Source organism: Microbacterium album, from assembly GCF_014643695.1.
GTDB lineage: Bacteria > Actinomycetota > Actinomycetes > Actinomycetales > Microbacteriaceae > Microbacterium > Microbacterium album.
In genome coordinates this window covers 69,864-82,331 of the sequence record NZ_BMJY01000003.1, presented here as the reverse complement: position 1 = coordinate 82,331, position 12,468 = coordinate 69,864, and the positions used below count along the sequence as shown (strand labels likewise).

Sequence of the window (12,468 nt, the reverse complement as noted above, 5' to 3'; positions counted from 1 at the left end):
GACAGCACACCGCGCCCGGGCGGGCGTCGTGTCCGAGCCGGGCGGCAGAATGGAGTCATGGGGCGTGCGGACGGATCGGGGCGCATGGTCTCGCCGGAGGGCGCCGACGATGCCGGGACCGGCATCCTGCATGTCGACATGGACGCGTTCTACGCCGCGGTCGAGGTGCTGCACGACCCGTCCCTGCGTGGGAAGCCGCTCATCATCGGCGCCGTGGACGCGCGCTCGGTCGTGTCGAGCGCGTCGTACGAGGCGCGTCGCTTCGGGGTGCGCTCCGCCATGCCGGTGGGGCAGGCCCTGCGGCTGTGCCCGCAGGCGATCGTCGTGCCGCCCCACTTCGACCGATACCGCGCGGTGTCGGCGCAGGTGATGGAGATCTTCCGCAGCATCACGCCGCTCGTGGAGCCGCTGTCGATCGACGAGGCCTTCCTGGACGTGCGCGGCGCGCGCCGGCTCTGGGGCACGCCGGGTGAGGTCGCGCGGCTCATCCGCCGTCGCGTCTTCGCGGAGACCGGCCTCACGGCGAGCGTCGGCGTCGCCGCCACGAAGCACGTGGCGAAGATGGCCTCGACGATCGCGAAGCCCGACGGGCTGCTCATCGTGCCGGCGCGCGACACACAGGGCTTTCTCGATCCCCGGCCCGTGCGGGCGATGTGGGGTGTAGGCCCGAAAGCGGCCGAGGCGCTCGAATCGCGCGCCATCCGTACGATCGAGGACATCCGGCGCACGCCCCCGCACGTGCTGGAGCGCGCGATCGGTCCTGCCGGCGCCGCCCGCATCGCGCAGCTGGCTCGCGGTATCGACCCGCGGGAGGTCGAGACGACGCGCGTGGAGAAGAGCATCGGGCATGAGGAGACGTTCGAGACCGACGTCTCCGACGTCGAGCTGCTGCGCGCGGAGCTGCTGCGGCTGTCGGACCGTGTCGGAGCCCGGCTGCGGCGAGCGGGGCTCGAGGCCGCCGGGGTCGCGATCAAGGTGCGCTTCTCGGACTTCTCGACGATCACGCGGTCGGCCACGCTGCCGGATCCGACGGCCGTGGGACAGCGCATCGGCGAGGCGGCGCGGGAACTGCTCGGCGCCGTCGATCTGCGTCTGCCGATCCGCCTGATCGGCGTCCGGGCCGAGCGGCTCGTGCCCGCCGGGTCCGGCGGGGCGCGTCTGTGGGACGACGACGAGGACTGGCGGCGGGTCGAGAACGCGCTCGACGGCGCGCTGGCCCGGTTCGGCCGCGGCGCCGTCACCCGGGCGACGTTCCTGCGCGAGGGTGAGCGGGACGCGCGAGGCCCTGCTCATCCGCGTCCTCCCGCGGATTCGGACTGACTCTCGTCCCGCGCGCCGATGAACGGTAGCGTGGGGACATGCCCAACATCGCACTGGAGCTCGGCAAGATCTCGGCAGGCGTCGGCGTGAAGAGCGCCTACGGCGAGCAGCAGGACGTGGACGGCGTGCGCATCGTGCCCGTGGCCGCGACGTGGACCGGCTTCGGCGGCGGCTCCGACGACGCTGGCAACGGCGGCGGGGGCGGCGGCGGATTCTCCGTGCCGGTGGGCGCGTACGTCCGCCGCGGCGACACGCTCACCTTCGAGCCGAATGTGGTGTCGCTCCTCGCGGTCGGGATCCCGTTCGTGTGGGTCGCGGGGCGTGCGCTGAGCCGCATCATCCGTGTCCTCAAGAAGTAGCACCTCCGACTCCCCGTTCGTCCTCGCGCACGAGGCGGCCTGCACCGCGGTCATCGCCGCCGTCGCCGCGCTGCCGCCCGGCCCGGCGATCGTCCTGCTCGACGGGCGCAGCGGCAGCGGGAAGTCCACCATGGCGGCCCGCCTGGTCGCGGAGTGGCCGCGCCCGGGGGAGCGCCCCCAGCTGGTGGCGCTCGACTCGCTCTACCCGGGATGGCGTGGGCTCGCCGAGGGGACGCGCCTGGTGCGCGAGTGGGTGCTGGAGCCCCACCGCTCGGGCCGGCCCGGGCGGTGGCGACGCTTCGACTGGATCGAGGCGCGGTTCGCCGAGGCGCACGACGTCGATCCGGCCCGTCCGCTCGTGGTCGAAGGAGCGGGCGCGCTCACGCCGGCGTCGTCGGCGCTCGCGGACGTCACCGTCTGGGTCGACGCGCCGGAACCGTCGCGCCGTGGGCGGGCGCTCGCCCGGGACGGCGAGGCGTACGAGCCGCACTGGGACGTGTGGGCCGGGCAGGAGGCCCGGCACATCGCCCGCAACGACCCCCGCGGCCTCGCTCAGCTGGCCTTCGAGCTGCCGTGACCGCTGATACACTCGCCGAGGCTGCGCGGAGCGCGCAGCGGAACCGGGAGGTGAGCGCGATGAGTCCCGCCGATAGTCGCATGCCGCACCCGGTCGGAGGCAGCTCGGTCTGAGCGTCCTCGGGGCGGGTGACGGCCACGATCCGTCGTCTCTGCGATCCCGAGGAGTGACCGTGAGCGCTGCCCCCCGCCCTGAGCCGTCCGCCGACCTGCGTCAGCTGATCGAGCAGCGTCGCTACGACGAGGCCGCCGACTGGATGCTGCGCCATCCGCGCCACGTCGTGGCGGACGAGATCGCGCGCATGCCCGCGGTCGAGGCTGCCGCGGCATTCCGCCTGCTGGACAAGGAGCAGGAGCTCGAGGTCTTCGAGGAGCTCGACGCCCCGCAGCAGCAGCGGATCCTCGAGGGGCTGCGGGCCGCGGAGTTCCGCTCCCTCGTCGAGCAGCTGGACCCGGACGACCGCGTGCGCATGCTGCACGAGGCGCCGGCCAAGGTGGTCCGGCGGGTGCTCGCCGATCTCAGCCCCACGGAGCGCATCCGCACGACGCAGCTGCTCGGCTATCCCGACGGCTCGGTCGGGCGCTTCATGACGCCCGAAGTCATCGCGCTGCGAGAGCACCTCACGCTGTCCCAGGCCCTGGACGTCGTCCGCCGGCAGGGGGAGACCGCGGAGAGCGTGTACACGCTCGCCGTGGTGGACGGGTCGCGTCACCTGCGCGGCACGGTGGGGCTCGACGACCTGGTGCTGGGCGGTCCCGACGCGCTCGTCGCGGACGTCATGGACGCCGACCCGCCCGTGGTCCAGGCGACCGACTCGGCGGAGCAGGCGGCGCGGCTGATGCGGGACACGAACGAGGTGAACCTCTTCGTCGTCGACAGCGAGCGGCGCCTGCTCGGGCTGTTCAGCTTCGACGACGCGGTCGAGGTGCTCGAGGAGGCCGACAGCGACGACGTGGCGCGGCAGGCGGGATCGCAGCGCTGGGAGGGCCACTACATGGCCGTCGGGGTATGGCGGCTGTCGCGCTATCGCGCGCTGTGGCTGAGCCTGCTGCTCGTCGCGGCGACGCTGACCGTGACGGTCACGCAGGTGTTCGAGCACACGCTCGCGCAGGTCGCGCAGTTGGCCCTGTTCATCCCGATGCTCGTGGGCGCGGGCGGCAACGCGGGCGCGCAGGCCGCGACGGCGTGCGTGCGCGCGCTCGCGCTCGGGGAGGTGCGCGTGTCGGACGTGTGGCGCGTGGTGTGGCGCGAGACCCGGGTCGGGTTCATCCTCGGCGCGCTCCTCGCGGCGCTCGGCGTGCTCGTCTCGCTCCTGTTCGTGGATCTGCGCATCGCGGTCGTGGTCGGGCTCAGCCTGGTGCTGATCTGCACGTGGGCGGCGACGATCGGCGGCACGATGCCGCTCCTGGCGCGCAAGCTGGGGATCGACCCGGCCATGGTGTCCGCGCCGCTGGTGACCACGCTCGTGGACGCGACGGGTCTGATGATCTACTTCCTCATCGCTCAGGCCGTGCTCGGCCTGTGACCCGGGTCTCGGCTCCCCGGAATCAGGCGTCGTCGTGCGCGTCGGCGGCCTGAATGAGGCCTTCGAGGCGGTAGCCGAGCCAGTCGTAGACGCCGTAGCGGGGGTCTTCCGGGTCGTGCGGGTGATCCTCGTCCGTGATGCCGAGGCGCGTCGCGATCACGAGCCGCAGGGACGTGAGGGTGCGCAGCCACGACTCGATGCTCTCGCCCTCGAGCGAGACGTCGACGGGGGCCAACTGGTCCTCCGTGCGCTCGACGCGCGCGAGATCGTCCAGGACGACCCGCGCGTCGTGGGCACGGCGGCGCAGGAGGTCCGAGCGCGTAACCGCGCGGAACTCGCGCGACGTCTCGGGGTCCTCGGGGTACGCGTCGGGTGTGAGGCGCTCGACCGCCGGGTCGGGCGCGGACGGGGTGCTGTCGACGATGTCGGCGAACTGACGCACGAGGTCCGCCAGGTGGGTCACCTCGATGCGGGTCAGTGTCAGCAGGACGATCTGCTCGGTCACGCGGCTCTCCTCGCTCACTCGGCCCTGCGCACGGTGGCCCACAGCCCGTAGTCGTGCATCGCCTGCGCGTGGAGCTCCATCTGCTCGCGCGGGCCCTCCGACACCACCGCGTGGCCCTCGTGGTGCACCGCGAGCATGAGCTCGGTGGCGCGCTCGGCGCTGTAGCCGAAGTACTCGCGGAAGACGCGCACGACGTAGCTCATCAGGTTGACGGGATCGTTCCAGACGACGGTCTGCCAGGGGACGTCGGCCGCCGGGCGTTCGGCCCGGCGCGTCTCCTCGTCCAGCGCCGGCAGCGCGGCCCCGACGCGCACGACGGTCCGCGGCATCACGCCCACCCCAGCTCGTGGAGCCGCTCGTCGTCGATGCCGTAGAAGTGCGCGATCTCGTGCACGAGGGTCGTGTGGATCTCGTCTCGCAGCTCGTCCTCCGTCTCGCAGTTCGCCAGGTGCGGCTCGCGGTACACGATGATGCGGTCGGGCAGCTCGCCCATGCCGTAGCGGTCCCGCTCGGTGATCGCGAGCCCGTCGTAGAGTCCGAGCAGGTCGAGCGTGCCGTCCTCGGGCCGATCCTCGACGACGAACACGACGTTGTCCAGACCCTCGACCATGTCGTCGGGCAGCCGGTCGAGCTCGTCGACCACGAGCGCCTCGAACGCTTCGGCATCCATCTCGATCATGGGATCATCCGTCGCGGGGGAGACACTCCGGGGAGGCGCGAGAACATGGGGTGGCTAACCGGGCTTGAACCGGCGACCTCCTGGACCACAACCAGGCGCTCTACCAACTGAGCTATAGCCACCGTGGCCCCCGGCATCGCGGGGACAACTTCATCATTCTCTCACATCTCGGAGGCGAACGACGACATCACGGACGAGGCGATCGCGCGTGCCGCGTCGCTGGTCGGCCCCGGCTCGGGCACGAACACCGCCCGCCGGTAGTACTCGAGCTCGCGGATCGACTCGAGGATGTCGGCGAGCGCGCGGTGACCGCCGTCCTTCGTGGGCGCGTGGATGTACGCGCGAGGGAACCAGCGGCGCGAGAGCTCCTTGACGCTCGAGACGTCCACGTTGCGGTAGTGGAGGTGCGCGTCGACGCGCGGCATGTACTTGGCGAGGAACATGCGGTCGGTGCCGATGGTGTTGCCCGCGAGGGGCGCCTTGCGCTCCTGGGGGGCGAAGCGCGCGATGTACTCCAGGGAGAGGCGCTCGGCCTCCTCGAGCGGGACGCCGGCCGGGATCTCGTCCAGCAGTCCCGACTTGCGGTGCATCTCCGTGACGAACTCGCCCATGTGGTCGAGCGCCGCCTGAGACGGGCGGATGACCACCTGGAAGCCGGGATCCAGGATCCGCAGGTCGAAGTCGGTCACGACGATCGCGATCTCGACCAGCTCGTCGACCGCGAGGTCGAGGCCCGTCATCTCGCAGTCGATCCAGACGAGCCGGTCGTTCTCGGAGGCGCCTACCATGCGATCCAGCCTATCGACGGGGAAGGGCGCGGCAGGACGCCCCCCATCCGTGCGGGGCACCGCGGGGCGCTAGCGTAGAGGTGAGGCCTCCTTAGCTCAGCGGAAGAGCAACGAACTTCTAATTCGTCGGTCGAAGGTTCGAATCCTTCAGGGGGCACTTCGCGGAAGGTCGGCCCGGGCGCCCTCGTCGTGCCCCGCTCGGTAGCGACGCGGACTCAGGCCGTAGCGGCGCTTGAACGCGGTGCTGAGCGCGAACGCGCTGCCGTACCCGACGTCGGTCGCGATCTCGACGATCGGGTCGTCTGTCATCCGCAGCCGCTCCGCGGCGAGCGCGAGGCGCCACCGGGTCAAGAGCGCGATCGGCGTGGTCCCGGTGATGTCGGCGAAGCGTCGCGCGAACGCGGCCCGCGACATGCCGGCGACACGTGCCAATCGCTCGATCGTCCACGGCTCCGCCGGATCGCCGAGCAGTGCACGGATCGCCGCCCCGATCAGGTCGTCGGCGTAGCCGCGCACCAGGGAGGGAGGAAGCGTCACCGCGCCGTCGACCCAGTGCCGGAGGGTCAGGGCCAGCGTGAGATCGGCAAGCCTCGAGAGGACGACGTGCTGAGCGGCGTGGTCCTCGAGCAGCTCGTCGTTGAGCAGGCCGATCGCCGATCGCAGCGATGACGCGGCGTCCGGCCCGTCGACGACGAGCACCTCCGGGAGTTGTTCCAAGAGCATCTCGGCTGTCGCCGGCAGGTGTTCATACGTGCCCGACAGCAGCACGTGTGATGCATCCCGGTCCGAGGCGTTCCCCCACGTGCGCACCCCGCGATCCCACGCCGCGACGAGTTCGGTGCCGTCGGCGCTTCGGCACACCTGCCCGGGCTCGATGACGGCGAGGGGCGCGGAGGCACGAGTGTCGCCCAGGCGCCAGGCGGCGGTGCCACGCACGAGCGCAAGGCCGCTGGGGCCGAGGCGGTGCGTCCCCCCGCCGACCATGATGTCGATCTCCCCGCGCGCCGGGGCGACGAACGTCAGGGCGGCGTGGTCGGCGATGTCGATCGCGAACGGCGCGCGCATCTGGCTGCGCAGCAGGAACGGCGACGCCGCGGTTCCGAACAGTCCGCTGATCACGTCCATGGGGCCGATCATAGACGCTCGATGATGGAATCGAGACTCTCAGCTATGGAGCGTATCGGGATTCGCGTGCACCGTGGAGGACATGAGAACAGAGACCATTCTTATCACCGCGGGTACCGGCAAGATCGGCTCGCGCGTCGCGGACCGTCTCGCTGCCGCGGGTATCGATCACCGGGTGGGCTCGCGCGGTTCTGACGTGCGCTTCGACTGGTATGACGAGGGGACCTGGCCGGCTTTCCTCGACGGGGGCACGGCGGCCCTGGTGTCGTTCGTTCCCGACCTCGGCTTCCCCGGAGCCGCCGATATCGTCGCCCGGTTCGGGCGCCGGGCCGCGGCCGCCGGAGTGCGTTCGTTCGTCCTGATTTCCGGCAGGGGCGAGGAGGGCGCGGCCGCCGCCGAGCAGCTCCTGGCGCAGGAGGTCGGTCCGATCACGGTTCTGCGATGCGCCTGGTTCCAGCAGAACTTCTCCGAGTCGTTCCTCGCCGATCCCGTCCGTGAGGGCGTCATCGCCCTGCCGGCGGGCCGGGTGGCCGAGCCGTTCATCGATGCGGAGGACATCGCCGATGTCGCCGTCGCATGCCTGACGGACCCCGCGCGGCACGGTGGGGCGGTCCACGAGCTCACCGGACCGGAACTGCTGACCTTCGCAGATGCGGCCGCCATCCTGAGCGATGTCACGGGTCGAAGGATCGACTACCTTGCGGTCACGGCCGACGACTACGTGCAGCGGGCCGTCGCCGGTGGCCTCGGCCTCGAGGAGGCCCGGGCGTTCGCCGATCTGTTCAGCACCATCACGGATGGACGCAACGCTTCGCTCGCCGACGGCGTCCGCGCGATCCTCGGGCGACCGGCGGGACGATTCGCGGACTATGCCTCGCGCACAGCCCCCACCGGTGTCTGGGAGGCTCGTTGAATCCGTTCCCGGCGTCGGCGACCGTACCCCTGACGATGGTGGCCGCGCTCGGATCTGCCGTGGTCGGAGGCGTCCTGTTCGCGTTCTCGGCCTTCGTGATGGATGCGCTCGGGCGGCTCCCTCCCGACCGTGCAGTCGAGGCGATGCGGTCGATCAACGACAGGGCGCCGACGCCTTCGTTCATGCTCGCCATGTTCGGCACGGCTGTCACGGCGTGCCTCGTCGCGGCCGGTGGCCTGAGCCGCCTCGAGGAATCGTCCGGGCAGCTCGCTGTCGCAGGAGCGATCGCCTACCTGGCCTCGCTCGCGATCACCATGGTGTTCCATGTGCCGGCCAACGATCGGCTCGCCCGCACCCCGGTGGGTGACGACCACGTCGAGGCGTGGGCTCGCTACGCCCGGCCGTGGACGCTGGGCAATCACGTGAGAGCAGGACTCGCGATCGCCGCCGCGGCGCTTTTCGTCGCGGCGTTGGTGGCCTGACCCGGCCTGACCCGTGCTGGCCCGGGCGCGACCCCTCCCCGGACCGGCGCGCGTACCCGCTGTCCGAAGTCCGATGGCGGGGTGTTCAACGGCCCGCTCGTGGCGTAGCCTCCTGTCGCAAAGCGGAAGCGGAAGGAGGCTGCCATGTCGACAACGCAGACGCGACGCGTGATCGTCGCCTACGGCCCCACGGGAGCCGTCGGCGTGCTGCGTCAGGTGGAGGGTGGTGCGTACGCCGTGACGATGGCGGGCGCCGGTGCCCCTCTGGGGGAGTATCCGACACTCGAGATCGCCAAGAGCGCCCTGTGCTCGCACCTCAAGCCGGGCTCGCCGCGACCGGAGTTCCGGGAGCACTGATCGCTGGGCGACCGGCGGCTCAGGCGATCGTCGCCTGAGCCGCCGGTTCGCGCCGGCCCGTGTCGAGGATCCGCAGGCATACGTGCACGGCGGGGCCGATCAGCGCGGCGAACGCGATGGTGCCCCACCCGACCGTGCCGCCGAGCAGCCAGCCCAGGGCGAGCACCGTGAGTTCGACCGCGGCGCGTGCTTGCCAGACGGGCCAGCCCAGGCGCCGGTTGAGTCCCGTCATGAGTCCGTCACGGGGGCCGGGCCCGAAGCGGGCGCCGATGTAGAGGCCGGAGGCCAGGCCGACCAGCGCGATGCCGCCGCCGAGCATCGCGATGCGGGCGAGCACGCTCTCGGCCGAGGGGAGCAGGTCGAGCGTGAGCTGGAGCGCGGTGCCGACCACGAGGATGTTCAGGACGGTGCCGGCCCCGGGGCGCTCGCGGAGAGGGATCCACGCGAGGAGCACGAGCGCTCCCAACAGGTTCGTGACCCATCCGACGCCGAGCCCCGTGTGCAGCGCCAGGCCCTCGGCGAGCACGGTCCACGGGTCGACGCCGAGACCCGCCTCGACGGTGAGTGCGACGCCGGCGCCGTAGAGCGGCAGGCCGATCAGCAGCTGGACGATTCGACGGGGCATGCTGCGCGGCGGCTCTGGGGTCGTTCCGGCGCGGGCAGGGGAGGGGGGAGCGGACGGCATGGGAACAGTCCACCGGAAGATTGGCCTTGGGTAAAGGAGCCAATCGCGCTACGGTGGCTCGATGATCGACTCCCGCCTGTCCGCCCGCGCGCTCGTCGCGCATCTCGGCCCCTGGCGAACGCGCGAGCCCGCGTACGAGGCGCTCGCCGACGCGGTGCGCTTGCTGTGCCTCGACAACCGCATCGCGCCGCGCACCGCGCTGCCCGCCGAACGAGAGCTGGCGGCCCGTCTGGGAGTGAGTCGCACCACGGTCGCCGCCGCGTATCGCAGCCTGCGCGCCACGGGGCACATCGAGAGCGTGCGCGGCTCGGGGAGCGTGACGTTGCCCCTGGGCAGACGGGACCTGGGGCGGGCGACGGGAGGCGAGGGCATCGATCTGCAGCAGGCGAGCCCCGCGGCATGGCCGGGGCTCGCCGCCGTCTACGCCGACGCGGCGACCGAGGCGCCCGCCTTCGTCGCGCGTCCCGGGTACGACGTCAGGGGGCGTCGTTCCCTGCGCGAGGCGATCGCGCGCCGCTACACCGAGCGCGGGCTGCCCACCGAACCCGCGCAGATCCTGGTCACGAACGGCGCGCAGAGCGCGATCTCGCTCATCGCCACGCTCGTCGTCGCGCGCGGAGACCGCGTCGTGCTCGAGACCCCGACCTATCCCCACGCCGCCGAGGCCTTCGCCCGCGAGGGGGCGCGCCTGGTGGGTGTTCCGGTGGTCGTGGGCCAGGGCTGGGATCTCGAGCGGGCGGAGCATGCGATCCTGCGTGCGCGTCCGAGCGTCGTCTACCTGATGCCCGATTTCCACAACCCGACGGGCGAGTGCATGCCCGCACAGACCCGTACGCGCCTCGCCGAACTGGCCCGGTCGATCGGTTCGGTCCTCGTGGTCGACGAGACCACCGCGGAGCTGGGGTTCGACGCGGCTCCTTCGCCCCTGCCGTTCGCCGCGAGCGCCGGGGCGGAGGAGGCCGTGACGCTCGGCTCCCTCGGCAAGACGGTGTGGGGAGGGCTGCGAGTCGGATGGATCCGGGCCGGCCGGGATCTCGTGCAGCGCCTGACGGTCGCACGTCCGAGCAGTGACCTCGGCACACCCGAGTTCGAGCAGGCGGTGGCGGAGCGCCTGCTGCCCGCGATGCCGGAGATCCTGCGCCAGCGAGCCGCGCTGCTGCGGGAAGGGCATGACGTGCTCCTGCGCACGCTCCGGCGCGAGGTGCCCGAGTGGGACCTGCCCGACGTGGGGGGAGGCGTTGCGCTCTGGATCGGCCTGGGTGCGCCTCGCAGCTCGGCGCTGACCCTCGCGGCGCGGCGGCATGGCCTCCTTCTCTCGGCCGGGCCGCGATTCTCGGTCGGGGGCGGGCACGAGCGTCATCTGCGGGTGCCGTTCACCGCGCCCGCCGCCGTGCTCGATCGGGCCGCGCTGCTCCTGGCCGAGGCGTGGCGCGAGGTCGCCGGCCAACCGGTCGAGTCGGCGGAGGCGGCCGCCCTCGACGCCGTGGTGTGACGGAGCCTCACGAGCGCAGGGCGGCCACCGCCTCGTCGGCGGTCCAGAACTCGCCGACCGCGATGAAGCGTCCCGAGGCGACGTGGAGCCGCTCCGCGCGGAAGCGCTCGCCCAGGGGGTGCTCGACGCGTCGCAGGTGACCGAGGACGCGCGCGTCCGGGGCGACGACGCGCCAGAGTGCGGCGCCGGCGCGGAGCAGCGTCTCGCGGCCGCGGATCGCGGGGGCGGCGACGGGAACGGCGGGAACGCGGGCGGCGGTGGCGGTGTTGTGCATGACGACTCCTCTCTGCCCGCGAGGTTACGAGGGGGTCCGGACATCCGCGCCGCCGCCGTCCTGGGCGCGTAGCGTGGAGTTCCGTCGCGGCACGAGAACGAAGGAGTGGGACATGGAGACGTTCGTACTGGCAGGCGGGTGCTTCTGGTGCCTGGATGCGGCGTACCGCGCGTTGCGCGGCGTCGAGGAGGTCGTCTCGGGCTACACGGGCGGTGACACCCCGAACCCCACCTACGAGCAGGTGTGCACGGGGGCCACGGGGCACGCGGAGGCGGTCAAGGTGACGTTCGATCCCGAGCTCATCGCGCCGGACGTGATCCTTGATGCGTTCTTCACGATGCACGATCCGCGTCAGCTCGACCACCAGGGCCACGACGTGGGCACGCAGTACCGCTCGGCCATGTTCCCGGCGGACGACGCCCAGCGCGAGCTCTTCGAGCGGGCGCGAGAGCGGGCGTCCGAACTGTGGGACGCACCGCTCGGCGATGTCGAGGGCACGATCGTGACCCGGATCGAGCCGCTCGGCGAGTTCTTCGAGGCGGAGGATCACCACCAGGACTTCTTCGCGAAGAACCCCACCCAGGGCTACTGCCTGGCCGTCGCCGTGCCGAAGGTCAACAAGGTCCGCGCGCGCTTCGCCGAGTACGCCGCGTAGCGGGCTCCTCTCGTCCACAGGCGGCGCATCCGGGCGATCCGTCCCGGCACACGGCGCCTGCCGCTCCGCGGGCGGTCCGTCCGGGCCACGCTCGGAGCGAGGCCGTCGGCGACGGCCCCGCCGGGGAGGGGCCCCGGCGCCGAAGGGACGAGCATGAGCGACATCATCACGATCACCGGCAACATCGCGACCGACCCGCTGCACCAGACCACGAACACGGGAGTGCCCGTGACGCGCTTCCGGCTCGCCAGCTCGCAGCGCCGCTTCGATCGCGACTCGGGACAGTGGGTCGAGGGCGCGACGAACTGGTACTCGGTGTCCGCGTTCCGCGCGCTCGCCGAGAACGCGCACGCGTCGCTGCGGAAGGGCCAGCGCGTGGTCGTGACCGGCCGTCTGCGGTTGCGGGCGTGGGAGCGCGACGGCCGGAAGGGCATGGAGGCGGAGATCGACGCCGACGCCCTGGGGCACGACCTGCGGTTCGGCACCTCCGCCTTCACGCGGCGCGGCGCCGTGGCGCCGGGCGATTCCGCACCGCAGGACGCGGCCGGGCCCTCCTCCGGGGATGACGCCTGGGCGCCCGCCGCGACGTCCGCTCCCGGCGATCCGGACGATCACGGCGACACCCCGTTCTGAGGGTCGGGTTTTGAGGGTCGGGTTCTGAGGGTCGGGTTCTGAGCTCGCCGGGCTCGGTTCGGGCGCCGGGCGCGTGAGGCCGACGCCGTAGACTCGGCA

At 72.2% G+C, this 12,468-nt stretch carries 17 protein-coding genes and 2 tRNA genes; 11 read left to right on the top strand and 8 right to left on the bottom strand.

Annotation, left to right across the window (positions count from 1 at the left end):
- Window positions 1-57: 57 nt before the first annotated feature.
- From dinB to mgtE, 4 genes are all read left to right on the top strand, one after another.
- Window positions 58-1,320 carry a DNA polymerase IV gene (gene dinB / locus IEX37_RS05190; RefSeq protein ID WP_188755191.1) on the top strand — a complete coding sequence of 421 codons (1,263 nt, stop codon included), beginning with the start codon at window positions 58-60 and terminating at the stop codon, window positions 1,318-1,320.
- Between the two features lie 38 nt (window positions 1,321-1,358).
- Window positions 1,359-1,679, top strand: coding sequence for a hypothetical protein (locus tag IEX37_RS05185; protein ID WP_188755190.1), 321 nt, complete (start codon window positions 1,359-1,361; stop codon window positions 1,677-1,679).
- Window positions 1,663-2,256, top strand: coding sequence for a nucleoside/nucleotide kinase family protein (locus IEX37_RS05180; RefSeq protein ID WP_229663086.1), 594 nt, complete (start codon window positions 1,663-1,665; stop codon window positions 2,254-2,256). The genes IEX37_RS05185 and IEX37_RS05180 overlap by 17 nt, the downstream gene beginning before the upstream one ends.
- A 172-nt stretch (window positions 2,257-2,428) precedes the next feature.
- A complete protein-coding gene (mgtE, locus tag IEX37_RS05175; RefSeq protein WP_229663085.1) occupies window positions 2,429-3,781 on the top strand; it encodes a magnesium transporter in 1,353 nt (450 codons plus the stop codon).
- A 22-nt stretch (window positions 3,782-3,803) separates the two neighbouring features.
- Here the strand turns inward: mgtE and IEX37_RS05170 are convergent, their stop codons facing one another.
- The 5 genes from IEX37_RS05170 to orn form a co-directional block, all read right to left on the bottom strand.
- Window positions 3,804-4,286, bottom strand: coding sequence for a DUF2017 family protein (locus tag IEX37_RS05170; RefSeq protein ID WP_229663084.1), 483 nt, complete (start codon window positions 4,284-4,286; stop codon window positions 3,804-3,806).
- Between the two features lie 14 nt (window positions 4,287-4,300).
- Entirely contained in the window at window positions 4,301-4,615 is a 315-nt protein-coding gene (clpS, locus tag IEX37_RS05165; protein WP_188755189.1) for an ATP-dependent Clp protease adapter ClpS, read from the bottom strand.
- On the bottom strand, window positions 4,615-4,965 hold the full coding sequence (locus IEX37_RS05160; protein ID WP_188755188.1) for a metallopeptidase family protein: 351 nt from the start codon (window positions 4,963-4,965) through the stop codon (window positions 4,615-4,617). Before IEX37_RS05160 ends, clpS begins: the two co-directional genes overlap by 1 nt.
- Window positions 4,966-5,011: 46 nt before the next feature.
- Window positions 5,012-5,087: transfer RNA gene (locus tag IEX37_RS05155), tRNA-His, on the bottom strand.
- A gap of 39 nt (window positions 5,088-5,126) precedes the next feature.
- Entirely contained in the window at window positions 5,127-5,753 is a 627-nt protein-coding gene (orn, locus tag IEX37_RS05150; RefSeq protein ID WP_188755187.1) for an oligoribonuclease, read from the bottom strand.
- A gap of 85 nt (window positions 5,754-5,838) precedes the next feature.
- Between orn and IEX37_RS05145 the strand changes: the two genes are divergently transcribed.
- Window positions 5,839-5,910 (top strand) — tRNA-Arg (locus tag IEX37_RS05145).
- Here IEX37_RS05145 and IEX37_RS05140 read toward each other — a convergent pair.
- The gene (locus IEX37_RS05140; RefSeq protein ID WP_188755186.1) at window positions 5,901-6,878 is read right to left on the bottom strand and encodes an AraC family transcriptional regulator; all 978 of its coding nucleotides are present in this window, start codon (window positions 6,876-6,878) and stop codon (window positions 5,901-5,903) included. The two genes, IEX37_RS05145 and IEX37_RS05140, sit on opposite strands and share 10 nt — an antisense overlap.
- Window positions 6,879-6,960: 82 nt before the next feature.
- Between IEX37_RS05140 and IEX37_RS05135 the strand changes: the two genes are divergently transcribed.
- The 3 genes from IEX37_RS05135 (at window position 6,961) to IEX37_RS05125 (ending at window position 8,630) form a co-directional block, all read left to right on the top strand.
- Complete coding sequence (locus tag IEX37_RS05135; RefSeq protein ID WP_188755185.1) at window positions 6,961-7,791, top strand: Rossmann-fold NAD(P)-binding domain-containing protein; 831 nt, start codon at window positions 6,961-6,963, stop codon at window positions 7,789-7,791.
- A complete protein-coding gene (locus IEX37_RS05130; RefSeq protein ID WP_188755184.1) occupies window positions 7,788-8,273 on the top strand; it encodes an anthrone oxygenase family protein in 486 nt (161 codons plus the stop codon). The genes IEX37_RS05135 and IEX37_RS05130 overlap by 4 nt, the downstream gene beginning before the upstream one ends.
- A gap of 144 nt (window positions 8,274-8,417) precedes the next feature.
- Window positions 8,418-8,630 (top strand): methyltransferase, encoded by a 213-nt coding sequence (locus IEX37_RS05125; protein ID WP_188755183.1) that lies wholly within the window; start codon window positions 8,418-8,420, stop codon window positions 8,628-8,630.
- 19 nt (window positions 8,631-8,649) lie between these two features.
- On the opposite strand, the gene yczE is transcribed toward IEX37_RS05125, so the two are convergent.
- On the bottom strand, window positions 8,650-9,255 hold the full coding sequence (gene yczE / locus IEX37_RS05120; RefSeq protein WP_188755182.1) for a membrane protein YczE: 606 nt from the start codon (window positions 9,253-9,255) through the stop codon (window positions 8,650-8,652).
- 121 nt (window positions 9,256-9,376) lie between these two features.
- On the opposite strand from yczE, the gene yczR reads away from it, so the two are divergent.
- Window positions 9,377-10,807 (top strand): MocR-like transcription factor YczR, encoded by a 1,431-nt coding sequence (yczR, locus tag IEX37_RS05115; protein ID WP_373286250.1) that lies wholly within the window; start codon window positions 9,377-9,379, stop codon window positions 10,805-10,807.
- A gap of 7 nt (window positions 10,808-10,814) precedes the next feature.
- On the opposite strand, the gene IEX37_RS05110 is transcribed toward yczR, so the two are convergent.
- Window positions 10,815-11,081, bottom strand: a complete 267-nt coding sequence (locus tag IEX37_RS05110; RefSeq protein WP_188755181.1) for a hypothetical protein — start codon at window positions 11,079-11,081, stop codon at window positions 10,815-10,817.
- A gap of 112 nt (window positions 11,082-11,193) precedes the next feature.
- On the opposite strand from IEX37_RS05110, the gene msrA reads away from it, so the two are divergent.
- Window positions 11,194-11,736, top strand: a complete 543-nt coding sequence (msrA, locus tag IEX37_RS05105; protein ID WP_188755180.1) for a peptide-methionine (S)-S-oxide reductase MsrA — start codon at window positions 11,194-11,196, stop codon at window positions 11,734-11,736.
- A 153-nt stretch (window positions 11,737-11,889) separates the two neighbouring features.
- A complete protein-coding gene (locus tag IEX37_RS05100) occupies window positions 11,890-12,369 on the top strand; it encodes a single-stranded DNA-binding protein (protein ID WP_188755179.1) in 480 nt (159 codons plus the stop codon).
- Window positions 12,370-12,468: the final 99 nt, after the last annotated feature.

Excerpts from the sequence above, each read along its gene's own strand:
- dinB (WP_188755191.1), top strand. The coding sequence starts at position 58 with ATGGGGCGTGCGGACGGATCGGGGCGCATGGTCTCGCCGGAGGGCGCC.
- IEX37_RS05185 (WP_188755190.1), top strand. The coding sequence starts at position 1,359 with ATGCCCAACATCGCACTGGAGCTCGGCAAGATCTCGGCAGGCGTCGGC.
- clpS (WP_188755189.1), bottom strand. The coding sequence starts at position 4,615 with ATGCCGCGGACCGTCGTGCGCGTCGGGGCCGCGCTGCCGGCGCTGGAC.
- IEX37_RS05160 (WP_188755188.1), bottom strand. The coding sequence starts at position 4,965 with ATGATCGAGATGGATGCCGAAGCGTTCGAGGCGCTCGTGGTCGACGAG.
- orn (WP_188755187.1), bottom strand. The coding sequence starts at position 5,753 with ATGGTAGGCGCCTCCGAGAACGACCGGCTCGTCTGGATCGACTGCGAG.
- IEX37_RS05140 (WP_188755186.1), bottom strand. The coding sequence starts at position 6,878 with ATGGACGTGATCAGCGGACTGTTCGGAACCGCGGCGTCGCCGTTCCTG.
- IEX37_RS05135 (WP_188755185.1), top strand. The coding sequence starts at position 6,961 with ATGAGAACAGAGACCATTCTTATCACCGCGGGTACCGGCAAGATCGGC.
- IEX37_RS05125 (WP_188755183.1), top strand. The coding sequence starts at position 8,418 with ATGTCGACAACGCAGACGCGACGCGTGATCGTCGCCTACGGCCCCACG.
- yczE (WP_188755182.1), bottom strand. The coding sequence starts at position 9,255 with ATGCCCCGTCGAATCGTCCAGCTGCTGATCGGCCTGCCGCTCTACGGC.
- yczR (WP_373286250.1), top strand. The coding sequence starts at position 9,377 with ATGATCGACTCCCGCCTGTCCGCCCGCGCGCTCGTCGCGCATCTCGGC.
- IEX37_RS05110 (WP_188755181.1), bottom strand. The coding sequence starts at position 11,081 with ATGCACAACACCGCCACCGCCGCCCGCGTTCCCGCCGTTCCCGTCGCC.
- msrA (WP_188755180.1), top strand. The coding sequence starts at position 11,194 with ATGGAGACGTTCGTACTGGCAGGCGGGTGCTTCTGGTGCCTGGATGCG.
- IEX37_RS05100 (WP_188755179.1), top strand. The coding sequence starts at position 11,890 with ATGAGCGACATCATCACGATCACCGGCAACATCGCGACCGACCCGCTG.